This window comes from Microbacterium sp. OR21, assembly GCF_047306785.1.
Taxonomy (GTDB): Bacteria; Actinomycetota; Actinomycetes; order Actinomycetales; family Microbacteriaceae; genus Microbacterium; species Microbacterium esteraromaticum_E.
Window position 1 is genome coordinate 811,362 of record NZ_JAZEXJ010000001.1, and the last position, 22,531, is coordinate 833,892.

Consider the following 22,531-nt stretch of genomic DNA (forward strand, 5'->3'; position numbering starts at 1 on the left):
CCAGGGTCACGGCGGGGAAGCGGACCCAGAGACCTCCCGGTCTCTAGGGCGGTAGCTCAATTGGCAGAGCAGCGGTCTCCAAAACCGCAGGTTGCAGGTTCGATTCCTGTCCGCCCTGCGCGTCAGCGCATGCTGACTCACGAAAGGTACGTGCATGGACCAGGACGACGTTCGCGGCGACATCGCCGCCTCGGGCACCTACGCCCTGCGCGACAGCAAGCTCGGCTTCTTCGGACGCATCGCCCTGTTCTTCCGCCAGGTGATCAGCGAACTGCGCAAGGTCGTCACGCCGACCCGCAAGGAACTCGCCAAGTTCACCACCGTGGTCTTCGTCTTCGTGCTGATCGTCATGGGTCTGGTCTACGGACTCGACTGGATCTTCGGGACCGGAGCGCACTACGTCTTCGGAGTCCCGCTGAGCTGATGCACCCACTCCGACAGCCGGTTCGCCGGACTGTCGCAGCGATTGGAAAGAAGCAGAGTGTCTGACAAGTATTCCGACGACGCCGACTGGGCGACCGCCGCAGAGCAGTCCAGCGAAGAGGACGAGTCCCAGGAGGGCAACGTGCTCGCCGAGCAGGAGCAGTCGTCTTCGGCGGCCGAGCACAACGCCCTGCACATCGAGGGCGACGGCGAGATCGACGTCGAGTACGACGACACCGATGACATCGAAATCGAAGACCCGGAGGCGGACGCGATCGTGAACGACGCTCTGAACCTGGACGAAGCGGCTGAGTCTGAAGCAGCCGCCGAGGTCCTCAACGACGCTGTGGCGGAGGAGTCCGCCGAGGCCGAGGCGGCTGCGGCCGACCAGGTCGCCCCGTACGACGGACCCGAGGTGAGCGGCGACTCCGCTGACGACGTGTCCGCCGTCGAGGAGGACCCGTACGAGGCGTTCCGCGCCGACCTGCGGATGCTGCCCGGCAAGTGGTACGTCATCCACTCCTACGCCGGCTTCGAGCGGAAGGTGAAGGCCAACATCGAGCAGCGCAAGTCGACGCTCGAGGTCGAGGACGACATCTACCAGATCGAGGTCCCGATGGAGGACGTCGTCGAGATCAAGAACGGCCAGCGCAAGATGGTCAACCGCGTGCGCATTCCCGGCTACGTGCTGGTGCGCATGGAGCTCAACGAGGACACCTGGTCGGTCGTGCGCCACACGCCCGGTGTGACCGGCTTCGTGGGCAACGCCCACAACCCCACGCCGCTGCGCTTCGAAGAGGCGTTCAACATGCTCAAGTCGCTCGTCGAGGTGAAGGACGTCCCCACCGCGAAGTCGATCGCGGCCAAGGGCGGCGTCGCCGTCGCGCGCCCGATGGCCGCCGAGGTCGACTTCGAGGTCGGCGAGACCATCACGATCAAGGAGGGCTCGTTCGCGGGTCTGCCCGGAACGATCAGCGAGATCAACGCCGCCAGCGGCAAGCTCACCGTTCTCGTCTCGCTCTTCGAGCGCGAGACCCCGGTCGAGCTGTCGTTCGAGCAGGTCACCAAGATGATCTGACGCCCACGCGTCTGAGGAGCGCCCCGCCGGCTGGTCCGGCGGGGCGCTCTGCGTGCGGTAGACTGTTGTGGTTTGTGCGCGAGCACGAACAGCACCGCGCCCCGGAGACGCCGGGGGAGCGGGAGAGGGATGCCCGAGGCATCCGCTCGATGAAAGGAAAATCATGGCACCCAAGAAGAAGGTGACCGGCCTGATCAAGCTTCAGATCAACGCCGGTGCAGCCAACCCGGCGCCGCCGATCGGCCCCGCGCTCGGCCAGCACGGCGTGAACATCATGGAGTTCTGCAAGGCGTACAACGCCGCGACCGAGTCGCAGCGCGGCAACGTCATCCCCGTGGAGATCACCGTCTACGAGGACCGAAGCTTCACGTTCGTCCTGAAGACCCCGCCCGCCGCCGAGCTGATCAAGAAGGCCGCCGGCGTCGCGAAGGCCTCGGCCACCCCGCACACCGTCAAGGTCGGCAAGATCACCAAGGACCAGGTCCGTCAGATCGCCGAGACCAAGCAGGCTGACCTGAACGCGAACGACATCGACGCCGCATCGAAGATCATCGAGGGCACTGCGCGCTCGATGGGCATCACGGTCGAGGGCTGAGGGAGATAACAATGGCTACCAAGTCCAAGGCATACCAGGCTGCTCTCGCCAAGATCGAGGCAGACCGCTTCTACACCCCGACCGAGGCCGTCGCCCTCGCGAAGGAGACCGGCTCCGCGAAGTTCGACTCGACCGTCGAGGTCGCGCTCAAGCTCTCCGTCGACCCGCGCAAGGCGGACCAGATGGTGCGCGGCACCGTCATGCTGCCGCACGGCACCGGCAAGACCGCTCGCGTCATCGTGTTCGCGAACGGCCCGGCCGCTGAGGCCGCCATCGCCGCAGGCGCTGACGAGGTCGGCGGCACCGAGCTCATCGAGAAGGTCGCGGGCGGCTGGACCGACTTCGACGCCGCCGTCTCGACCCCTGAGCTCATGGGCCAGGTCGGTCGTCTGGGTAAGGTGCTCGGCCCGCGCGGCCTGATGCCGAACCCCAAGACCGGCACCGTGACCCCCAACCCGGCCAAGGCCGTCGAGGAGATCAAGGGCGGAAAGATCGAGTTCCGCGTCGACAAGCACGCCAACGTGCACTTCATCGTCGGCAAGGCCTCGTTCACCGCTGAGCAGCTCAACGAGAACATCGGCGCAGCGCTCGAGGAGATCGTCCGCCTCAAGCCGTCGAGCTCGAAGGGCCGTTACATCCAGAAGGGTGCCGTGTCGACCACGTTCGGCCCCGGCATCCCGCTGGACGTCAACGCCATCTGAGTCTGACCGACTGCACGAAGGCCCCCGCCGGTTCCCCGGCGGGGGCCTTCTGCGCGTCACGCGGCGTCATGCTCGCCCGGTCTCCCAGCCTCGGCGCATAGTGTGAGACCACCGCAGACCGCACACCCCAGGAGGGCCCTCGAATGTCCCGTCGCGTCATCGCCGCCACCGCACTCGTCATCGCAGCCGCAGCGCTCACCGCGTGCAGCGGCTCGACCGCCCCCGCGTCCAGCGGTTCGGCGGAGGCCGGGGCCGGATCCGACTTCGGTCTGGTGAAGGACGGAACGCTCACCGTGGCCACCGAGGGAACCTACCGCCCGTTCAGCTTCCACGGCGAGGGCGGCACCGGCGACCTGACCGGCTACGACGTCGAGATCATCGAGGCCGTGGCAGAGAAGCTCGACCTGGAGGTCGAGTTCAAGGAGACGCAGTGGGACGCGATCTTCGCCGGTCTGGATGCCGGACGCTTCGACGTCATCGCCAACCAGGTCACGATCAACGACGAGCGCGAAGAGAAGTACCTCTTCAGCGCGCCGTACACCGTCTCGCCCGGCGTGATCGTGGTGAAGGACGACGACGATTCGATCAGCTCGTTCGCCGATCTCGAGGGCAAGACCGCCGCGCAGTCGCTAACCAGCAACTGGAACGAGCTCGCCAAGGAGTCGGGCGCCAAGATCGAGGCGGTCGAGGGATGGGCTCAGGCCGTCGCGCTGCTGCGCCAGGGCCGCGTCGACGCCACCATCAACGACAAGCTCACCTACCTCGACTACGAGACCACCGATGGCCCCACCGGTCTGAAGATCGCCGCCGAGACCGAAGAGGCCGGCAAGCAGGCGTTCGCGTTCACCAAGGACAAGACGGAGCTCGTCAAGGCCGTCGACGGCGCCCTCGACGAGCTGCGGGCAGACGGCACCCTCGCCGAGATCAGCGACAAGTACTTCGGTGAGGACGTGACCGAGTAGGCTCGCCATCGATGGATGCCTGGCAGCTGTTCCTGAGCTCACTGGGGCCGATCGCGCTCGCCGGGCTCACCGTCACCGTGCCGCTCGCGCTGGTATCTTTCGCGCTCGGTCTGCTCATCGCCGTCGGGGTCGCATTGATGCGCATCTCGGTGAACCCGGTGGTGTCGAGCGCCGCACGGTTCTACATCTCGGTGATCCGCGGAACACCGCTGCTGGTGCAGCTGTTCGTGATCTTCTACGGGATGCCGTCGATCGGGGTCACGATCGATCCGTGGCCCAGCGCCATCATCGCCCTGTCGCTGAACGTCGGCGGCTACGGCGCCGAGGTCGTGCGAGCGGCCATCCTGTCGGTGCCCAAGGGGCAGTGGGAGGCCGCGTACACGGTCGGCATGAACCGCACGCGCACACTGACGCGCATCGTCCTGCCGCAGGCCGCCCGCGTCTCCGTGCCGCCGCTGTCGAACACGTTCATCTCGCTGGTGAAGGACACGTCGCTCACGTCGCTGATCCTCGTGACCGAGCTGTTCAAGGTCAGCCAGCAGATCGCGTCGACCACCTACGAGTTCATGGTGCTGTATCTGGCGGCCGCGCTCGTCTACTGGGTGTTCTGTCTGGTGCTGTCGTTCGGGCAGAACGCGGTGGAGAGGAGGCTCGATCGACATGTCGCCCAGTGATTCATCCCTGCCGCTGTTGACGGCGAGAGGACTGCACAAGCGCTTCGGCGACAACGAGGTGCTGCAGGGGATCGACCTGACCCTGCACCGGGGCGAGGTGGTCGTGCTCATCGGGCCGAGCGGATCGGGCAAGACCACGGTGCTGAGGTCGCTGAACGGCCTCGAGACGCCGGATGCCGGGTCGATCGTGGTCGACGGCGGACCGGAGATCGACTTCGCCGCCCGGGTGACGCCGCGGCAGCGCCTGGCGCTGCGCGATCGCTCGGCCATGGTGTTCCAGCATCACAACCTGTTCCCACATCTCACGGTGCTCGAGAACGTGATCGAGGGGCCCTGGCGTGTGCAGGGCCGACCGAAGGCCGATGTCGTCGCCGAGGCTCGCGAGCTGCTCGAGCGGGTCGGCCTGGGTGATCGCGCGGATGCCCGACCGCATGAGCTCTCGGGCGGTCAGCAGCAGCGCGTGGGCATCGTGCGCGCGCTCGCGCTGCGGCCCGATCTGCTGCTCTTCGACGAGCCCACGAGCGCCCTCGACCCTGAGCTCGTCGGCGAGGTGCTGCTGGTGATCAAGGAGCTCGCCGATGAGGGGTGGAGCATGGTCGTCGTGACGCACGAGCTCAGCTTCGCCCGAGAGGCGGCCGACCACGTGCTGTTCATGGACGGCGGAGTGGTGGTCGAGCAGGGGCATCCCGCCCAGATCTTCGGAACGCCCCGGGAGGAGCGCACCCAGCGGTTCCTCACCCGCATCCTCCGCCCGCTCGACGGCGCCTGAGCCCTGTGGGCGGCGGCGACGTCAGCCGGTGAAGACGGGCAGCACGAGCAGCACGCCCATGACGATCAGCAGCGCCGCGATGATCGTGTCGAGCACGCGCCAGGCTCGCGGCGTGCGCAGCCAGCGACCGAGGTGCCGTGCCCCGAAGCCCAGGGCGAAGAACCATGTGATGCTGCCGAGGATCGCGCCGGCGGCGAAGAGCCAGCGGACGTCGCCGTGCGTCGCGGCGATCGACCCGATGAGCAGCACGGTGTCGAGGTAGACGTTCGGGTTGAGGAACGTGAACGCGAGGGTGGCGACGAGCACCGGCGTCAAGCGGGTGCGGGTAAGGGTTGCGGCGCCGCCCTGAACAGCGGTTTCGGCTCCGGATGCCGGGGGTGCGTCGGCCATGAGCGCCTCGCCCTCCGCTCTCCACGCGCGGCGTGCGGCCAGGATGCCGTACGCGACCAGGGAGATCCCGCCGAGCCAGCGCGCCGCGATGATCAGCCACGGCAGTTCGGCGATGAGGAAACCGAGGCCCGCCGTGCCGATGAGCACGAGCACCGCGTCGGAGACCGCGCAGATCAGCACAACCGGAAGGACATGCTCGCGACGCAGGCCCTGGCGAAGCACGAAGACGTTCTGCGCGCCCACGGCGATGATCAGCGAGTACATGAGGCCGAGACCGGAGAGGAAGGTGAGCACACGTCAACGCTAGAGCTCGGCAATCATCAGGGCCAGCGAACAGAACTGGTCGAGCATTAGTATCGCTTATGTGAAGATCGACGCCGAGTTGGCAGCCACCGTCGCGGCGGTGATCGACGAGGGAAGCTTCGAGGCCGCGGCACGAAGGCTGCACGTCACCCAGTCGGCGGTCAGTCAGCGGATCAAGTCTCTCGAGCAGCAGATCGGCCGGGCGGTCGTGGTGCGATCGCGTCCGGTGCGTCCCACCGAGGCCGGAGAGGCGCTCGTGCGTCTGGCGCGTCAGGTCGCTCTGCTCGAGCACGACGCCGTGGCGGCGTTCGGTCTCGGCGACGCGGCCGAGACCGATGCGCCGCGCGTGCGTGTGCCGCTCGCCGTCAACGCCGACTCGATGGCCACGTGGTTCCTCGCCCCGCTCGCGCGCGTCGCGCGACAGCATCCGATCGACGTCGACCTGCACCGCGACGATCAGGACTACACCGCCCGGATGCTGGAATCGGGCGAGGTGATGGCGGCCGTGACCAGCGAGGCCGAGCCGGTCGGCGGCAGCGCCGTCACACCGCTCGGGGTGCTCGAGTACCGCGCGATGGCGACCGCCGAGTTCGTCGCCCTCTGGTTCGCGGACGGTGTCACAGCCGAAGCGCTGAGCCGGGCGCCCTTCGTGGACTTCGACCGACGCGATGCCCTGCAGCAGGGCTGGCTTCGCGCCAGGGGAGTGGAGCCGTGGCAGGTGCCGCGGCACTACGTGCCCGCATCGCATGACTTCTCCGAGGCCGTCCGCCTCGGGCTCGGCTGGGGGCTCATCCCCGCCCCGCATGTCAGCGACGGGCTCATCGAGCTGGGCGAACCGCGCATCCGGGTCCCGCTGTACTGGCAGCAGTGGAACCTGCGCTCGCCGCTGCTCGACGCCATCGCCGCGGAGGTGGCCGCAGAAGCCGCCCGCGTGCTCGAGCCGATGTGAGCGGCTACTCGGAGAGCGCGAGCGCCCGGAACATGTCGCGCTCGCGCAGCGCCGTGCGGCGACTCGGCGCGAGCGGTGCACGGGTCGGCGGCGCCTGGCCGGTGGTTCGGCGGTACAGCTCGTCGATGAGGCGTGTCGCGAGAGCGACCAGCTGTCCGATCTCCTTCTCGTCGCGGTCTATCCACACCGAGCGCGGCTCGTCGTGGATCGGGTTGAAGTCGTCGTGCTCCTCCCACACGAACAGCGTGCGTTCGGCGCCGAGCACGTGCTGCTGCCACCACACCTGTCGCAGGTAGGTGCGCGGGATCGAGCGCCACGACTTGTTGGTCGTCTTGATCTCGGCGAGCAGCACGCGGCCCTCTCCGTCGACGCAGATGCCGTCCGGTGTCGCCAGATGGCGTTTCTCGACCTCGGCGTGGAACAGCGCGGAGGAGGGGAGGATGCCGTGCGTCGCCGCCACCCACGCCGCGATCTCCGGTTCGCGCCGGCGCCCGTGATCGGTGTACGCGTTGCCCCCGAACCGAGGACCTGCGCCGAGCTTGGCATCCGCCGCGCGTGTGATCGACGCCTCGCCGGAGAGGCCTGCCACGTCGGTCGCGGTGATCCCGCGGGCCCGCGCCCGAAGCCACGCGACCCGGTCGCGGGAGTCCGCGAGGATGCGCGCCTGGAGTTCGGGGGTCACCGGAAAAGCCTAACCCTCACCTCCCGCATCCCCGGTTCCCACGCCGCCCCCACCTACTCGTCGAGAGCACGGGACCTCGCCGAGCGCACGAGATGTTCGCGTGAATGACCCGTGCGTTCGCCGACATGCCGTGCTCTCGACGCGGGCGCCCGGATGAGGATGCACGTGCGCGGGCGAGCGTGCGGGATATCCACAGGGGCGAGTTGTGCACAGATCCCGGGATCTGTGCGACGACGCGGATGCCCCGACGCTGAGGATGACGGACATGGCATTCGAACAGGACGCGCTCATCTCCCGCATCCGTCGGGCGCAGTCCGATGTGCTGCTGCCCGACCTCGTCCGCTCTCGCGACAACCTGCTCGTCGACGGCTGGACCGACCGTGAGATGGCTCGCGCCGTCGCGGACGGAGTGCTGCTGCATCTCAGGCGCGGCTGGTACATCGACGCCGAGGCTCATGAGTCGTTGACTCCGGAGCAGCAGCACCGCGTTCGGATCACGGCGGTCGCGCGCGACGGTCACGGCGGGGCAGCGATGTCCCACACGTCAGCCGGCGTGCTCTGGGGTCTGCCGTTCTATCGCGTCGGATTCGCGCGGGTGCACATGACGACTGATGCGCCGCGCCGTATCTCGAGCGCTCCGGACGTGATGCGACATGTGGCGCCACTCGGCGCTGATGACCTGGTCGTGGTCGACGGCATCAGATGCACGAGTCTCGATCGGACGGTGTTCGACCTCATCCGCACCCTCCCGCCGGAAGCCGCGGTCTGCGTGGCCGATGCGGCCGAGCGTCTGATGGCGGAGCGGATCCGCGAGTGGGATCAGGATGCCGTTGCGTCGTGGAGAGCCCGCCTGGCGGATCGGCTCGACAGCAGCACGGGCGCGCGGGGGATCCGGCAGGCGCGCTGGGTCTCGGAGTTCGCGGACGGACGTGCGCAGCTGCCGGGTGAGAGCGTGAGCAGGCTGCAGCTTCATCGGCTAGGCTTCCCGCCGCCGGACCTGCAGGTGCCGGTTCGCGGGCCGAAGGGAAACACGTACTTCGTCGACTTCGGTCTCGATGGATGCAACAGCTTCGGGGAGTTCGACGGGGAGCGCAAGTACCTCGACGAGGCGCTGCGATCCGGACGCACGGTGGAGCAGGTGCTCCTCGACGAGAAGCATCGCGAAGACTGGATCCGAGGCACGACCGGTCGGCGCTTCGCCCGGTGGGGGATGGCCGACATCCGCACGCCTGCGACGCTGGCATCCCGCCTCTCGCACTTTCACATAACCCCACCCTGATTCTCGGTCCAGACGCAGTGCACGGCCTCCGGCGTCGAGAGCACGGGACGTCGTCGAGTGCGCGGGATATTCGCGCCCACAACCCGTGCATTCGCCGAGGTCCCGTGCTCTCGACGAAAAGGAAGGGGAGGAGAAGAGAGAGGGAGAGAAAGAAAATAGGGGGATTTGGGGGAGCGGGGCGGATGCCGTAGAGTTGTCGTAACCGAAGACCGCCGGTCATCGTCGTGTGCAAACGTGACGATCGAAGCACTGCTCAGCAGGGGCCCGCGCAGGTGTGCGAATACTTCTCGAAGCTCCGTGCGCTTGCGCCGGAGCTTCTCTCGTGTCGTGGGGGGTCGAGGTCGACGTCCCGCATCCGCGTGGCGTCCGTACACGTAAGGAGTGACCATGGCGCAGAAGGATGCAACGGTTGCCGAGCTCACGAAGTCTTTCGAGAACTCGAACGCCGTCCTGCTGACCGAGTACCGCGGTCTGACGGTTGCCCAGCTCAAGGAGCTGCGCGGCAACATCCGTCAGGACGCGGAGTACGCCGTGGTGAAGAACACGCTGACCAAGATCGCCGCGAACAACGCGGGGATCACGTCGCTCGACGAGGACCTCAAGGGCCCCTCGGCCGTGGCGTTCGTGCACGGTGACTTCGTCGCCACTGCCAAGGCTATGCGTGACTTCGCCAAGGCCAACCCGCTTCTCGTGATCAAGGGCGGCGTTTTCGAGGGTAAGGCCCTCGACGCCGACGAGGTCAACAAGTACGCCTCGCTCGAGAGCCGTGAGGTTCTGCTGGCGAAGGCAGCGGGCATGATGAAGGCGACGATGGGCAAGGCTGCCGCCACCATCGACGCGCTTCGCGAAAAGCTGGAGACCGCCGAGGCCGCGTGAGCGTCCGGCGATCCCCCCACACCAACCACACCTTTATCTAGGAGAAACATCATGGCGAAGCTTTCCACTGAGGAGCTGCTGGAGCAGTTCGCTGGCCTCACCCTCGTCGAGCTCAGCGAGTTCGTGAAGGCGTTCGAGGAGAAGTTCGACGTCACCGCTGCCGCCCCCGTCGCCGTCGCCGGCGCTGCCGGTGGCGCTGGCGAGGCCGCTGCCGAGGAGGAGAAGGACTCGTTCGACGTCATCCTCGAGGCTGCCGGCGACAAGAAGATCCAGGTCATCAAGACCGTCCGCGAGCTCACCTCGCTGGGCCTCGGCGAGGCCAAGGCTGTCGTCGACGGTGCTCCGAAGGCCGTCCTCGAGGGCGCCAACAAGGAGACCGCCGAGAAGGCGAAGGAGGCCCTGGAGGCCGCCGGCGCCACGGTCACCCTCAAGTAATCACGCCTCATCGCGTACAGAAGGCCTCCGGTTCCGACCGGGGGCCTTCTGCCGTCCCAGGCGGTCACCCCGGGTCCGGACGAAGCGCTGCGATCAGGTGCGCGGCACCGCGGTCGATGAGCGGACGACCAGCTCGGACGCGACGGCCAGCTGCTCGGCCGGCGCCTCGGTCGCCTCCATCCGCCGGCGCAGCAGCTCGACGGCGGCATGCCCCTGCTGGCGCGGGTGCTGCCGCACCGTCGTCAGCGAGAACATCTCCGCGTGCGTGTGGTCATCGATCCCGACGACGCTCAGCTCAGCCGGAACCGAGAGCCCGAGGCGTCTGGCGGCGATGATGCCGCCGATCGCCGCCTCGTCGCACACTGCGACGAAAGCGGTGGGGCGGTTCTGACGATCGCCGAGCATCCGCACCCCTGCTTCGTACCCGCCGGGTGTCGTCGAGTCGCCTGGTGCGTGCCGGATCTGCGCGTGCAGCGAGGCCGCAGTCATGGCCGCCCGGTATCCGCGCAGACGCTGCTCGTCGCCGTAGGCGTGGGCCGCGGCATCCGCCCGCCCGCCGAGGAACGCGATGTCGCGATGTCCGAGGTCGATCAGATGCTCGGTCGCGATGCGCGCGGCCGCCTCGTCATCGAACGAGACGGAGCTGTTGTCCTCGCGATAGGCGCCGATGCTCACCAGCGGCGACCCCACCCGCACCAGTCGCGACAGCTCGTCGGTGCTGGGCTGGATTCCGACGGCGATGATCCCGTCCAGGCGGCGGCGGGGGAGGACATCCGCGAACAGCCGCGCGCGCTCGGCCGAACCCTCCTGCGTGCCGTAGAGCACCAGGTCTTGTCCGGCGTCCAGCAGCCCCTCCTGGATCCCGGCGAGCAGCTCGGCGAAGAACCACCGGTCGAGGGCGGGCATGATCACCCCGACCGACAGCGAGCGGCCGGTGGCGAGGCTGGTCGCCGAGGAATGCGCGACGTAGTGCAGCTCGCGCGCCGCAGTTCGCACTCGCTCCCTGGTATCGACTGAGACGTAGCCCCCGCCGCTCAGTGCGCGGCTCGCCGTCGCTTTGGACACGCCGGCTCTCGCGGCGACATCGGCGATCGTGCTCATCGGGGCTCCTCGGATCGGGCTCGGTCAGATTATCCAGATCGCGCGTGGAAGGGAACCGGTTCCACAGGTTAGGCTGTGGGAGCGCTCCCACGCACGTGATCACGTATGCACAACGGTTGTGGATTTGTCTTCGCGAGGCATTGTGTCGGCGCGCCCGGGACAAGTAGGTTGTCCTGGAATCGGTTCCTCAACGTTGCGGAGATCCTCCGCCCGAAGAGGCCCGGAACACCCTGGAAGAGGAGAAAACACATGGCTCTGTCACAGCGATACCGCCTGCTTGCTCCCCTCGCCCTGGTCGGAGCGACGGCGATCGCCCTGACCGGATGCGCGGAGGCCACACCCGGAGAGGGAGGCGGCGACGGCGACGTCAAGGGCGCCACCGTCCGCATCTCCGGAGGCATCACCGGCACCGAGGCCGACGACCTCAACGAGAGCTTCGCGGCATTCGAGGAGGAGACCGGCATCAAGGTCGAGTACACCGGCGACAAGAGCTTCGAGGGCAACATCGTCACCAAGGTGACCGGTGGCGACGCCCCCGACATCGCCATCGTGCCGCAGCCGGGCCTTCTCAAGACCCTCGTCGAGACCGGAAAGGTCGCCGAGGCCCCGGAGAGCGTCTCGAAGGCCGTCGACGAGAACTGGTCGAAGGACTGGAAGGCGTACGGCACGTTCGACGACACGTTCTACGCGGCACCCATGCTCGCGAACCTGAAGGGCTACATCTGGTACTCGCCCGCCAAGTTCAAGGAGTGGGGTGTCGAGGTTCCCAAGACCTGGGACGAGATGATCGCGCTCACCGACACCATCCGCGAGAAGTCGGGCGAGGCTCCCTGGTGCGTCGGCTTCGCGTCGGGTGACGCGTCCGGCTGGCCGGGCACCGACTGGATCGAGGACCTGGTCCTGCGCCAGTCCGGCCCCGACGTCTACGACGACTGGGTGTCGGGTGACGTGAAGTTCACCGACCCCGAGATCAAGGACGCGTTCGACGCCGTCGGATCGATCATCCTGAACCCCGACTACGTCAACGCCGGATTCGGCGATGTGAAGAGCATCAACTCGACCGCGTTCGGCGACGTCGCGGCCAAGGTCGCCGACGGCAGCTGCGCGCTGACCCACCAGGCCTCGTTCCTCTCGGCGAACTTCCTCGACGTGAAGAACGCCGACGGAGAGACCCCTGAGGTCGCCCCCGACGGTGACGTGTACGCGTTCATCATGCCGGGTTACACCGAGGGCGAGCTGCAGGTCGAGGGCGGTGGCGAGTTCGTCGCCGGCTTCAACGACAAGGCGGCCACCGTCAAGGTGCTCGAGTTCATGGCATCGCCTGAGTTCGCCGACGCGCGCGTCGAGCTGGGTGGCGTGATCTCGGCGAACAAGAACGCCGACCCGAGCCTGGCCGGCAGCGAGTTCCTGCAGGAGGCCATGGGCATCCTGCAGGATGAGTCGACCGTCTTCCGATTCGACGCCTCCGACCTGATGCCGTCCACGGTGGGCTCCGGCTCGTTCTGGAAGGGCATGGTCGACTGGGTCGACGGCAAGGCGACCGACCAGGTCCTGAAGGACATCCAGGCAGGTTACGAGAACTAGGCGGCAGCGCTAGTCTGAGCGCAAATCCGCCGGTGTTGGCGGGGTCGGGCAGCGATGCCCGACCCCGCATCCGTACTCAGAAGGGGATCCCATGTCATTGCTGACAGACGAGGACAAGGAAACGGCGGAACTGCCGAAGACGACGCACGGGGTGGATGCCAAGGGGCGCCGGATCACGCAGATCGTGGTCGTCGCCGGCTTCGTCCTCATCGCCGCGATGCTGTTCCTGCTCATCATCTCGGCACCGGTCGAAGACCCCGCGCGCATCGCGCTGGGCCCGGTCTCGCTGAACAACTTCTTCCTGTGGCTGGGGGGACTGCCGCCGCTCGCGCAGATCCCTGCGGTGCTGATCGCCTTCGGCATCGTCGTGGCCATCGTGCTCGTGCTGATCGAGTTCGCACCGCGCCCGGGGCGGGGCTACTTCATCATGCGGCTCGTCGCGTGCCTGGTCATCCCGGTGCTCGCGCTGATGCTGCTGCGGCCGTACTCGAACGCGGTGCTCTACGTCGTCGCGATCGCCCTGCTGTCGGGAGCACTGCTCTTCTTCGCCGACTACCGTTCACGACAGGGCGCCGGCTATCTCTTCCAGCTGATCCTCTTCATGGCGCCTGCCGCGATCATGCTGCTGATGGGGCTCATCTACCCGGCCATCGCGACGTTCGCCAAGTCGTTCTTCGACAAGACGGGCGAGCAGTTCGTCGGGCTGGAGAACTACATCTGGGTGTTCACCAACCCGGTCGGCACCTGGTCGGTGATCAACACCCTGATCTGGGCGCTGCTCGCCCCGACCATCTCGGTGGCCTTCGGCCTCGCCTACGCCGTCTTCATCGACCGCGCCCGCGGTGAGAAGGTGCTGAAGGTGCTGGTGTTCATGCCCGTCGCGATCTCGTTCGTCGGCGCCGGCATCATCTGGAAGTTCATGTACGACTACCGTCAGGGCGACCAGCTGGGTCTGCTGAACGCGATCGTCACGATGTTCGGCGGCGATCCGGTGAACTGGCTGGCGGTCGAGCCGCTGATCAACACGTTCATGCTGCTCATCGTCTTCATCTGGACGCAGACGGGCTTCGCGATGGTGATCCTCTCGGCCGCGATCAAGGCTGTCCCCTCCGAGCAGCTCGAGGCGGCGGAGCTCGATGGCACCAACGCCTGGCAGCGGTTCACGAACGTCACGGTCCCCGGCATCCGCTCGTCGCTGATCGTCGTGCTCACGACGATCACCATCATGTCGCTCAAGGTGTACGACATCGTCGCCGTGATGACCGGCGGTCGCGACAACACCACCGTCCTCGGCTTCGAGATGGTCAACCAGCAGCAGCGCTTCCAGAGCTACGGCCACTCGTCGGCGCTCGCCGTGGTGCTGTTCATCTTCGTGCTGCCCCTGATCATCTACAACGCCCGATCGCTGACCAAGCAGAGGGAGATCCGCTGATGAGCGCCACAGAAGCCATCGTCCGCGACACCCGCACCAAGCGGCAGGTCGCCCGCGACACCCGCCGCAACGAGGCGATCGCGCACAAGAAGCTGACTTCGAAGGGCGCGACGATCGCCGCCGTGATCATCGCGGTGTTCTGGACCATCCCCACCTTCGGTCTGTTCGTCACGTCATTCCGTCCGGGCGCCGATACGCAGTCGACCGGATGGTGGACCGCGTTCGCCAACCCGGAGTTCACCTTCGAGAACTACGCGGAGGCCCTCACTGCCGGCGGCACGTCGACGACCCTCGCGACGGCGTTCGTGAACTCGCTCGCCATCACGATCCCGGCCACGGTGTTCCCCATCGTGATCGCCGCGCTCGCCGCGTACGCGTTCGCGTGGATCGACTTCAAGGGCCGCAACATGCTGTTCGTGTTCGTGTTCGCCCTGCAGATCGTGCCGCTGCAGATGGCCCTCGTGCCTCTGCTGAGCCTGTTCTCGGAGGGGCTCACGATCAACGACGTGCTGATCTTCCCGGGGCTCACCCTGAACGACGTCGAGTTCAGCTTCGCTCGGGTGTGGATCGCGCACGCGATCTTCGCGCTTCCGCTGGCGACGTTCATGCTGCACAACTTCATCGCCGAGATCCCCGGTGACATCGTCGAGGCGGCTCGTGTCGACGGTGCAGGCCACGGTCAGGTGTTCTTCCGCATCATCCTTCCGCTGGCGATGCCTGCGATCGCGTCGTTCGGCATCTTCCAGTTCCTCTGGGTGTGGAACGATCTGCTGGTCGCGACCATCTTCGCCTCGCCCGGGGCGCTGCCGATCACCCAGGCGCTGAACTCGCTGTCGGGAACCTGGGGCAACCGCTGGTTCCTGCAGTCGGCCGGAACGTTCATCTCGATCATCGTCCCGCTGATCGTGTTCTTCGCCCTGCAGCGGTTCTTCGTGCGCGGACTTCTCGCGGGAGCGACGAAGGGCTGAGACTCGAGCAGGAGGCCGTCACCCGAGCAGCACGAGAAGCACGTGCGACGGGTGGTCGGCCTCCAGCTCGTGCAGCACCCCCGCGGCGACGGTGATCGTGCCGCCGGGGGAGAGCGCGTGCTCGGCTCCGGCGACCCGGAAGCGGATGCCGCCCGCGATGACCTGAACGAGGATCGGCACCGGAGCGCGGTGCTCGCGCATGATCGTGCCCGTGTCCATCGTCAGCATCCGGATCTTGAAGCCGTCGCCGTCGAGCACCCGATGCGGCCGGACTCGCCCCGATTCGACGGGATGCGTCTGAATGAGCTCGGCTGACGAGCGGCCGAGAAGCACAGATTGTTCGTCGCTCATAGCCAGAGGATATCCACGGCGCGGGCAGAATGGGACGATGACTAGACGCGCGCTGCTGATCTCGGGAAGCGTGACGCTCACGCTCGCCGTCCTCGTGGGGGTGTTCGTGGTGATGCTGCCCGAGGGCGCCACCGACGGGCTCGATCTGTTCTGGAACGATCTCATGTCGCAGGTGCGTCAGGACTGGATGCTCTCGGGCGCCTACATGCTGAACTGGATCGGCGGGGGCTGGGTGGCGATCCTCGTCGTGCCGCTGCTGGTGGTTCTGCTGCTCGTGCTGCTGCGGCGATGGCGATCGGCGGTCTTCGCGGCCATCGCCTTCGCGGTCAGCGCGGGACTCACGCAGCTGCTCAAGGAGATCTTCGCCAGAGCGCGCCCGGACGACATGCTCGTGACGTCGGACTTCGGGTCGTTCCCCTCGGGCCACACCTCCAACGCGGCGACCATCGCGATGGTGCTGTGGCTGGTCTTCCCGCGGGTCTGGGTCGCGATCGTCGGCGCCGTCTGGGTGCTCGCGATGGCTCTGTCGCGCACGATCCTCGCGGTGCACTGGATCACCGACACGCTCGGCGGAGCGCTGGTCGGAGCCTCCGCCGCGCTGATCGTCGGAGCGTTCGTGCTGACCTGGGCCTCACTAGGCTGGACCGAGACCGCAGAGCCGGCACCGAGGAGCCCCCGTGACGAAGATCCGCCCGTATCGTGACGCCGATCGCGACGCGCTCTACGACATCTGCGTGAGGACGGCGGATGCCGGGCGCGACGCCACTGCGCTCTTCGCCGACCCGCGCCTGTGCGGCGACGTCTTCGCCGCGCCCTACGTCGTGCGCCATCCTGACCTCTCATGGGTGGTGGAGTCGACGGACGGGCGCACGGTCGGGTACATCGTCGCGACCGACGACACGGATGCCTTCGAGCAGTGGTTCCGCGATGAGTGGTGGCCGTCGAAGCAGGGCGAGTACCCGCTCTCCGGCGCGGCGGAGCCCACCAGGCAGGACGGCACCATCGGATACGCCAGCCGCCGGGCGCCCGGAACCGAGAAGCACGCGGATGCGTACCCGGCGCATCTGCACATCGACCTGCTGCCCGAGGCGCAGGGGCAGGGGCTCGGCCGCCGTCTGATCGAGACACTCTTCGCCGAGCTGCGCAGGCGCGGTGTGCGCGGGCTGCACCTCGGGATGAACCCCACGAACGCCGCGGCCGGAGCGTTCTACGAGCGCCTGGGCATGCATCGTCTCGAATCCAGCCCCGAGACCGTGATGTACGGCGTGCGCTTCGAGTGAGCGAAACCGCCGGAGACGCATCGAGGGCCCGCACTTCGTGCGGGCCCTCGATGATCTGGCGGTGACGGCGGGATTCGAACCCGCGGTTGCTTGCACAACACACGCTTTCCAAGCGTGCTCCTTCGGCCGCTCGGACACGTCACCAGGAAACAACCTGTCCATCCTATCCGATGCCGCAGACCGCTGCCGACCGGACGGCGAGACGTAGAATCTCACGGTGCCCACACCGAAGATCGTCCTGTTCTATGCGTTCGCGCCGCTCGCGGATCCGGAGGCGATCCGCCTCTGGCAGCGCGACCTCGGCGAGGCGCTGCGGCTGCGCGGACGCGTCATCATCTCCCCGCACGGCATCAACGGCACGCTCGGGGGCGACCTGCCTGCGGTGAAGAAGTGGCTGCGCCGCTTCCGCGACCACCCCGCGTTCGCAGACGCGGACGTCAAGTGGAGCGAGGGCACCGCGATCGATGCAGAGGGGTACAGCGTCGACTTCCCGAAGCTGAGCGTGAAGGTGCGCGATGAGATCGTCTCGTTCGGCGCCCCCGACGAGCTGCGTGTCGATGAGAACGGCGTGGTCGGCGGAGGCGTCCGGCTGGATCCCGAGCAGCTGCACAGCCTCGTCGCCGAGCGCGGCGACGAGGTCGTCTTCTTCGACGGTCGCAACGCGCTCGAGGCCGAGATCGGGCGCTTCCGCGGCGCTGTGGTGCCCGACACCGACACCACCCGCGACTTCGTCCGGCTGCTCGACGAGGGCGTCTACGACGATCTGAAGGACAAGCCCGTCGTCACGTACTGCACCGGCGGCATCCGCTGCGAGGTGCTGTCGAGTCTGATGGTGGCCCGCGGGTTCGGCGAGGTGTACCAGCTCGACGGCGGCATCGTGCGCTACGGAGAGAAGTACGGCGACGACGGCCTGTGGGAGGGCTCGCTCTACGTGTTCGACAAGCGCGGGTCGGTCGACTTCAGCGACCACACCGCCGTGATCGGCACGTGTACCGGATGCGGAACGTCGACCGGGCGCACCGCGAACTGCCCCGACGCGTCGTGCCGGCGCCAGTTCGTCGTGTGCGTCGAATGCGACACCGTGCCGTGCGCCGACCACGCGGCGACGGTGTGAGGATCAACGGCGCAGCAGCGAGGCCGGCAGCAGCCACGCCAGCACCCGCCGGCCCCGGCTGACGCTGGTCTCGAGATCCGCGATCACCCGGGTCAGCGCCGAGCTCAGGTCTGCTCCGTCTGTCGCACGCTCGGCATAGCTGCGCCGCTCGACAGCGTCGACGAGCATCCGAAGGGCCTCGGCATCCACGCCGCGCGAGGCGACGAGCGCCTGCGCGCGGGTGCGCGCGGTCTCGGACGATCGCAGCGGAAGCCGCAGATCGCCCATCGTGTCGGCGACCTCCCGCCAGGCGGCCATGGCGTCGCCGCGTCGGGAGCGCGATATGCGCATCATCCGACGCAGCGCGCGCCCCAGCCCCGGCAGCAGCATCACGAACAGGATGCCCGCGGCGACGAGCACGACGGGTGTCGGGTCCAGACGGGGCAGTTCTCCGCCTCCTCCCGCGCCTGGGTCCTCGTCGCTGCGGTCCGGCCCGGACGTCGACGACGACGACGGCGCAGCGGTCGGCGACGGTGACGCCGTCGGGGAGTCGGGATCGTCTCCGCCGCCCGATCCTGCCTCGGAGACGAAGTCGGTGGGGGTGCCCAGGGTCGCGGTCGGCTCGAACGGCACCCAGCCGATCCCTCGGAAGTGCACCTCGGGCCAGGAGTGCAGCTTGTCGCTGGTGACCGAGTACACCCGGGAGTCGCCGCGCTTCTGGTCGGTCGAGGTGCCCGGCAGGTAGCCGACGACGATCCGCACGGGCATGTCGAGCGACTGGGCCATCAGCGCGAAGGCACCGGCGAAGTGGATGCAGTATCCGCTGCGCACGTCGAGGAACTTCGCCACCGCATCCGCGCCCGTGCCGTCGAAGCCGTCCTCGACCGGCGCGTCGAGGGAGTACGCGAACTCCGAGCGGAACCAGTCCTGCAGAGCCAGCAGGCGATCGTAGTCCGTCCGGGCGTCGGCGGTGACCTCGCGGGCGAGATCGCCGATCACGTCGGGCAGGCTGTCGTCCGACGCGGGGACGATCTCGGCTCCTCCGGCCGAGGTGGCGCGGATCTGCTCCAGGCTCGGTGCCGGAGTCGCCGTCTGCACGGTGTAGTCGGCGCCGGCCGCATCCTGCGTCGAGCTGATGACGGTGCGGTTCAGCGGCATCGCCTGCCAGCCGCGCGGCAGCCCGCTGATCTCCTCGGCGGCGTACGGCACCGGCAGCCGTGAGCTCGACACGCCCACCACCTTGATCGACACCTCCTGCTCGACCGTGTCGATCGGATCCCGCCACGGGCGGGCGCCGAAGCCGTCCTCCACGGGGTTGCGGTCCGAGCGGTCCGGGCGCCAGATCTCGCCGTCGAACCGCGAGAGCGTGGCGAGGCGCAGGTACGGGGGCGCGGCCGCCGAGGTGACCAGCGTCAGCGCCTCCCTCTCATTCGGGCGACGCAGGTCGTCGCCCAGGCGGAGGTCGGCGCTGACCGTCATCAGCGTCCCGCTGCCGCCCCCGGGGGCCGTCAGCGGAAGCGCGGGGGTGAGGAACAGAGTGACGGCGATCGCCGACGCGCCGATCACGCTCGCGGCGACGTAGGGCGAGTGACGCGTCGCGTCGCGGTCGTGCCTGGCGCCGAATCGCAGCACGACGAGGATCAGCACGGCCTGCAGCACGAACCACGCCAGGTTCGTCGACCCGAAGGTCACGAGCATGGGCACCGCGCCGACGATCGAGGTGAACAGCACCGTGAGCACGACCAGGCGCTGCGCCAGCAGATGATCGACGAGCAGAGCGACCAGGGTGAAGGCCAGCCCCATCGCCGTCGTCATCGACACCGTCGCGTCGATAGGGGCGACGCCGTTCGAGATCTCCTCCACCGCCCTCTGCAGGCGAAGTCCGGTCAGCTCGATGCCGGCGGCCGTGGGCATGACGCCGAACTCGGCGGTCTCGCTCGCCAGCAGGCCGGTCAGCGTGAGTGCCAGCGCGATCAGCTGCACCAGCAGCGTGAGCAGAGAACGGATGCCCTCGCGCACCCGTCGGAACAGGGCACGGCCCGCCATGCCAGACAAGGCGACGACGACGATGACCGCGACGACGACGAACGTCCACGCTCCCGGCGCTATCACGCCGGTGTAGGGCCACATCGCCACCAGCGCCGCGACGAGCGCGAGAGCGCCGGTCCCGGCGATGCCGGGACGCGGCGCTGTGCTCACCGGCTCAGCCACGGGGTGCCTTCGCCTGCGGCATCGCCGACTCCCAGGTCTCGGCGGGGTCGGATGCCGCATCCAGCCCGGCGACGCTCCACCCGTGCTCGGCGGCGATCGCGAGAGCGCCGGAGCTCGCGCCGGCGGCGATCAGCATGGGGGCCGACGCGCCGGCCGTGCTCAGACGGCTCGCGTCGTCCTCGTCGATCGCGCCGGTGATCAGCACCAGCGGGCCCGGGGGCGTGCTGCCGACGATGGTGCGCAGATCGCGTGGCTCGCCGCGCGGCGCGACCGTCGCCAGCGCGACCATCAGGCCGTCGCGGTCGTCCTCATGACCCCGCAGCGCACCGAGCAGCGACCCGGCGCTGTCGAAGACGTCGACGCTGTACCCGTCCTGCACGAAGCGCAGCGCAGCCGACGCGCAGAGCGATACGGCCGCCTCGAACGCCGGATCGGGGGTGTCGGAGGGACGTGCCCAGCGAGACGCCGCACGATCGAGCACGACGACGGCGTCGGGGCTGGCCTCCTCCTCCTCCTGCCGCACCATCAGCGATCCGCGGTGAGCCGTGGCACGCCAGTGGATGCGTCGCCGTGAGTCGCCCGACAGGTAGGCGCGCGGGATGAGGTTGTCGGCGCCCTGCCCGAGCCGCGTCGATCGCGTCTGCGCCGCACCGCCGGCGGCGCCGACCTTCGTGGGCAGCGGTGACAGGGCGATGATCTGCGGCACGACGGTGATCATGCGCGTCTCGCCGAACGCCTGCACACGCTGCGCCAGACCGAACGGGTCGACCGTGCGCAGCAGCAGCGGGCCGAGCGTCGCCGTGCCGCGCCGCACACCCTCGAGGTCGTAGTGCAGCAGCCTCGTCTCGCCCGGATACTCTCCCGCGGCGTCACCGCGCACCGCCTCGGGAAGGGTGTCGCGCCAGTGTCCGCGCGGGATGCCGGGGGCGTACAGCTCGAATCGCACCGTGACCTTCGACGTCTCGCCGACCGAGATGAGGTCGGTCGAGATCTGCCGGGACACCTCGCCGCGACGTCGCGGCGCGCGCACGACGAGCAGCGAGAGGAGGGGCAGAAGCAGCAGCAGCACACCGAGGTACAACAGCGGACGCGCCGCGAGCACATTGGCCGCCACGCACAGCAGCCCGCCGAGAATCAGGCAGGCGGCTCCCCGGGCTGTCAGCGGTCGCGTGCGCATGGTGCTCAGACGCGTGCGGCGAACGGCACGGGAACCCGCGCGACGATCTGACGCAGTGCGGCCTCCACGGGCTGCGCGCCGGCGCGGTGCACGCCGCGGGCCGCGAGCAGGCGATGCGCGAAGACGGGGATGACGAGGTCGGCGAGGTCATCGGGCACCACGTAGTCGCGGCCGTCGAGCGCGGCGACCACCTTGGCCGCGCGCACCAGCTGCAGCGTGGCCCGGGGGCTCGCGCCCAGGTGCAGGCTGGGGTCCTGCCGCGTGGCCTGCGCCAGCGCGACGGCATACTCCTCCAGCGACTCGGCGACGTGCACGCGGCGCGCCCACGAGATCAGCGCGCGCACCGTCGCCGCTTCCGTGACCGACGTGATCGCCGACAGCGGATTCGCCGTGTCGCGCTGGCGCAGCATGAGCGTCTCGGCCGCGGCATCCGGATACCCCATCGAGATGCGCATCATGAACCGGTCGCGCTGCGCCTCGGGCAGCGGGTAGGTGCCCTCCATCTCCAGCGGGTTCTGCGTGGCGACCACGAGGAACGGCTCGGGAAGCGGATGGCTGGATCCGTCGACCGTGACCTGATGCTCCTCCATCGCCTCGAGCAGCGCGGACTGCGTCTTCGGAGAAGCGCGGTTGATCTCGTCGGCGATGACGATGTGCGCGAAGATCGCGCCGCGCTTGAACTCGAACTCCCGCTCCACCGGGTCGTACACCGCGACCCCGGTCACATCGCCGGGCAGCAGGTCGGGGGTGAACTGGATGCGCCGCACCGTGGCGTCGACGCTCGCGGCGAGGGCTCGGGCGAGCATCGTCTTTCCGACGCCGGGAACGTCTTCGATCAGCAGATGCCCCTCGGCCAGCAGGCAGACGAGCGCGCTGCGCACGGCCTCCGGCTTGCCGTCGATGACGGACGACACCGAGGCGACGATGCGGGACGTGTGCTGAGCGAACTGCTCGGCAGTGAGCGACGGTGCGTTCTCGTGCATGCGGGTCCCCTCGGGCGCGACGGTGCGTGTCTTGATCGTAACCCGCGCACGGCGCGGTGGATCGCCCGGTTCGATCCGGTGTCCGCGTTCGGGTAGAGTGGTCGACGGCTCTCCGCGTGACGGCATCCAGGCCAATTCCCCCAGGACGGAAACGTAGCAAGGGCAACCGGGCTCTGTCGGGTGCGCGGAGAGTCTTCTCTTTCCGGGCGGGATGCTCGGCCCGCTCACCGGATGC

At 68.3% G+C, this 22,531-nt stretch carries 24 protein-coding genes, 2 tRNA genes and 1 other RNA gene; 19 read left to right on the top strand and 8 right to left on the bottom strand.

Annotation, left to right across the window (positions count from 1 at the left end):
- The first annotated feature begins 45 nt into the window (after window positions 1–45).
- The 8 genes from V2S04_RS03950 (at window position 46) to V2S04_RS03985 (ending at window position 5,202) form a co-directional block, all read left to right on the top strand.
- Window positions 46–118, top strand: a tRNA-Trp gene (locus tag V2S04_RS03950).
- Window positions 119–154: 36 nt separating this feature from the next.
- Window positions 155–424, top strand: a complete 270-nt coding sequence (gene secE, locus V2S04_RS03955; protein ID WP_099195394.1) for a preprotein translocase subunit SecE — start codon at window positions 155–157, stop codon at window positions 422–424.
- A gap of 57 nt (window positions 425–481) precedes the next feature.
- Complete coding sequence (nusG, locus tag V2S04_RS03960) at window positions 482–1,501, top strand: transcription termination/antitermination protein NusG (RefSeq protein WP_413637168.1); 1,020 nt, start codon at window positions 482–484, stop codon at window positions 1,499–1,501.
- A 163-nt stretch (window positions 1,502–1,664) separates the two neighbouring features.
- Window positions 1,665–2,096 (top strand): 50S ribosomal protein L11, encoded by a 432-nt coding sequence (rplK, locus tag V2S04_RS03965; RefSeq protein WP_099195392.1) that lies wholly within the window; start codon window positions 1,665–1,667, stop codon window positions 2,094–2,096.
- Window positions 2,097–2,107: 11 nt separating this feature from the next.
- Window positions 2,108–2,797: a 50S ribosomal protein L1 gene (rplA, locus tag V2S04_RS03970; RefSeq protein WP_099195391.1), complete on the top strand. Its 690-nt coding sequence runs from the start codon at window positions 2,108–2,110 to the stop codon at window positions 2,795–2,797.
- 143 nt (window positions 2,798–2,940) lie between these two features.
- Window positions 2,941–3,759, top strand: coding sequence for an amino acid ABC transporter substrate-binding protein (locus V2S04_RS03975; protein ID WP_413637169.1), 819 nt, complete (start codon window positions 2,941–2,943; stop codon window positions 3,757–3,759).
- 11 nt (window positions 3,760–3,770) lie between these two features.
- Window positions 3,771–4,433 carry an amino acid ABC transporter permease gene (locus V2S04_RS03980; protein ID WP_413637170.1) on the top strand — a complete coding sequence of 221 codons (663 nt, stop codon included), beginning with the start codon at window positions 3,771–3,773 and terminating at the stop codon, window positions 4,431–4,433.
- On the top strand, window positions 4,420–5,202 hold the full coding sequence (locus tag V2S04_RS03985; protein ID WP_413637171.1) for an amino acid ABC transporter ATP-binding protein: 783 nt from the start codon (window positions 4,420–4,422) through the stop codon (window positions 5,200–5,202). The genes V2S04_RS03980 and V2S04_RS03985 overlap by 14 nt, the downstream gene beginning before the upstream one ends.
- Before the next feature lie 21 nt (window positions 5,203–5,223).
- On the opposite strand, the gene V2S04_RS03990 is transcribed toward V2S04_RS03985, so the two are convergent.
- Window positions 5,224–5,886 carry a LysE/ArgO family amino acid transporter gene (locus tag V2S04_RS03990; protein ID WP_413637172.1) on the bottom strand — a complete coding sequence of 221 codons (663 nt, stop codon included), beginning with the start codon at window positions 5,884–5,886 and terminating at the stop codon, window positions 5,224–5,226.
- Window positions 5,887–5,956: 70 nt separating this feature from the next.
- Here V2S04_RS03990 and V2S04_RS03995 point away from each other — a divergent pair, with 70 nt between their 5' ends.
- The gene (locus V2S04_RS03995) at window positions 5,957–6,844 is read left to right on the top strand and encodes a LysR family transcriptional regulator ArgP (protein WP_413637173.1); all 888 of its coding nucleotides are present in this window, start codon (window positions 5,957–5,959) and stop codon (window positions 6,842–6,844) included.
- A gap of 4 nt (window positions 6,845–6,848) precedes the next feature.
- Here V2S04_RS03995 and V2S04_RS04000 read toward each other — a convergent pair whose 3' ends face one another.
- Window positions 6,849–7,526 carry a YqaJ viral recombinase family protein gene (locus V2S04_RS04000; protein WP_413637174.1) on the bottom strand — a complete coding sequence of 226 codons (678 nt, stop codon included), beginning with the start codon at window positions 7,524–7,526 and terminating at the stop codon, window positions 6,849–6,851.
- 265 nt (window positions 7,527–7,791) lie between these two features.
- Here V2S04_RS04000 and V2S04_RS04005 point away from each other — a divergent pair, with 265 nt between their 5' ends.
- From V2S04_RS04005 to rplL, 3 genes are all read left to right on the top strand, one after another.
- Complete coding sequence (locus V2S04_RS04005; protein ID WP_413637175.1) at window positions 7,792–8,805, top strand: hypothetical protein; 1,014 nt, start codon at window positions 7,792–7,794, stop codon at window positions 8,803–8,805.
- Between the two features lie 387 nt (window positions 8,806–9,192).
- Window positions 9,193–9,681: a 50S ribosomal protein L10 gene (rplJ, locus tag V2S04_RS04010; RefSeq protein WP_413637176.1), complete on the top strand. Its 489-nt coding sequence runs from the start codon at window positions 9,193–9,195 to the stop codon at window positions 9,679–9,681.
- Between the two features lie 51 nt (window positions 9,682–9,732).
- Window positions 9,733–10,116 carry a 50S ribosomal protein L7/L12 gene (gene rplL, locus V2S04_RS04015; protein WP_099196994.1) on the top strand — a complete coding sequence of 128 codons (384 nt, stop codon included), beginning with the start codon at window positions 9,733–9,735 and terminating at the stop codon, window positions 10,114–10,116.
- A 93-nt stretch (window positions 10,117–10,209) separates the two neighbouring features.
- On the opposite strand, the gene V2S04_RS04020 is transcribed toward rplL, so the two are convergent.
- Window positions 10,210–11,217, bottom strand: coding sequence for a LacI family DNA-binding transcriptional regulator (locus V2S04_RS04020; RefSeq protein ID WP_413637177.1), 1,008 nt, complete (start codon window positions 11,215–11,217; stop codon window positions 10,210–10,212).
- A gap of 249 nt (window positions 11,218–11,466) precedes the next feature.
- On the opposite strand from V2S04_RS04020, the gene V2S04_RS04025 reads away from it, so the two are divergent.
- From V2S04_RS04025 to V2S04_RS04035, 3 genes are all read left to right on the top strand, one after another.
- Window positions 11,467–12,801: an ABC transporter substrate-binding protein gene (locus V2S04_RS04025; RefSeq protein WP_413637178.1), complete on the top strand. Its 1,335-nt coding sequence runs from the start codon at window positions 11,467–11,469 to the stop codon at window positions 12,799–12,801.
- Between the two features lie 91 nt (window positions 12,802–12,892).
- The gene (locus V2S04_RS04030; protein WP_413637179.1) at window positions 12,893–14,233 is read left to right on the top strand and encodes a carbohydrate ABC transporter permease; all 1,341 of its coding nucleotides are present in this window, start codon (window positions 12,893–12,895) and stop codon (window positions 14,231–14,233) included.
- Window positions 14,233–15,201 carry a carbohydrate ABC transporter permease gene (locus tag V2S04_RS04035; RefSeq protein ID WP_099194567.1) on the top strand — a complete coding sequence of 323 codons (969 nt, stop codon included), beginning with the start codon at window positions 14,233–14,235 and terminating at the stop codon, window positions 15,199–15,201. Before V2S04_RS04030 ends, V2S04_RS04035 begins: the two co-directional genes overlap by 1 nt.
- A gap of 18 nt (window positions 15,202–15,219) precedes the next feature.
- On the opposite strand, the gene V2S04_RS04040 is transcribed toward V2S04_RS04035, so the two are convergent.
- Window positions 15,220–15,552: an AraC family ligand binding domain-containing protein gene (locus V2S04_RS04040; protein WP_413637180.1), complete on the bottom strand. Its 333-nt coding sequence runs from the start codon at window positions 15,550–15,552 to the stop codon at window positions 15,220–15,222.
- A gap of 37 nt (window positions 15,553–15,589) precedes the next feature.
- Between V2S04_RS04040 and V2S04_RS04045 the strand changes: the two genes are divergently transcribed.
- Window positions 15,590–16,255 carry a phosphatase PAP2 family protein gene (locus V2S04_RS04045; RefSeq protein WP_413637181.1) on the top strand — a complete coding sequence of 222 codons (666 nt, stop codon included), beginning with the start codon at window positions 15,590–15,592 and terminating at the stop codon, window positions 16,253–16,255.
- Window positions 16,230–16,832 carry a GNAT family N-acetyltransferase gene (locus V2S04_RS04050; protein WP_413637182.1) on the top strand — a complete coding sequence of 201 codons (603 nt, stop codon included), beginning with the start codon at window positions 16,230–16,232 and terminating at the stop codon, window positions 16,830–16,832. The genes V2S04_RS04045 and V2S04_RS04050 overlap by 26 nt, the downstream gene beginning before the upstream one ends.
- 56 nt (window positions 16,833–16,888) lie before the next feature.
- On the opposite strand, the gene V2S04_RS04055 is transcribed toward V2S04_RS04050, so the two are convergent.
- Window positions 16,889–16,976: transfer RNA gene (locus tag V2S04_RS04055), tRNA-Ser, on the bottom strand.
- Window positions 16,977–17,049: 73 nt separating this feature from the next.
- Here V2S04_RS04055 and V2S04_RS04060 point away from each other — a divergent pair.
- A complete protein-coding gene (locus tag V2S04_RS04060; RefSeq protein WP_413637183.1) occupies window positions 17,050–17,946 on the top strand; it encodes a rhodanese-related sulfurtransferase in 897 nt (298 codons plus the stop codon).
- Between the two features lie 3 nt (window positions 17,947–17,949).
- On the opposite strand, the gene V2S04_RS04065 is transcribed toward V2S04_RS04060, so the two are convergent.
- The 3 genes from V2S04_RS04065 to V2S04_RS04075 are packed head-to-tail and all read right to left on the bottom strand — an operon-like array spanning window position 17,950 to window position 22,296.
- On the bottom strand, window positions 17,950–20,124 hold the full coding sequence (locus tag V2S04_RS04065) for a DUF3488 and DUF4129 domain-containing transglutaminase family protein (protein WP_413637184.1): 2,175 nt from the start codon (window positions 20,122–20,124) through the stop codon (window positions 17,950–17,952).
- 4 nt (window positions 20,125–20,128) lie between these two features.
- Window positions 20,129–21,313, bottom strand: coding sequence for a DUF58 domain-containing protein (locus V2S04_RS04070; protein ID WP_413637185.1), 1,185 nt, complete (start codon window positions 21,311–21,313; stop codon window positions 20,129–20,131).
- A 5-nt stretch (window positions 21,314–21,318) separates the two neighbouring features.
- The gene (locus tag V2S04_RS04075) at window positions 21,319–22,296 is read right to left on the bottom strand and encodes an AAA family ATPase (RefSeq protein WP_413637186.1); all 978 of its coding nucleotides are present in this window, start codon (window positions 22,294–22,296) and stop codon (window positions 21,319–21,321) included.
- 103 nt (window positions 22,297–22,399) lie between these two features.
- On the opposite strand from V2S04_RS04075, the gene ffs reads away from it, so the two are divergent.
- Window positions 22,400–22,496: signal recognition particle sRNA small type (ffs, locus tag V2S04_RS04080), an RNA gene on the top strand.
- The last annotated feature ends 35 nt before the right edge of the window (window positions 22,497–22,531 follow it).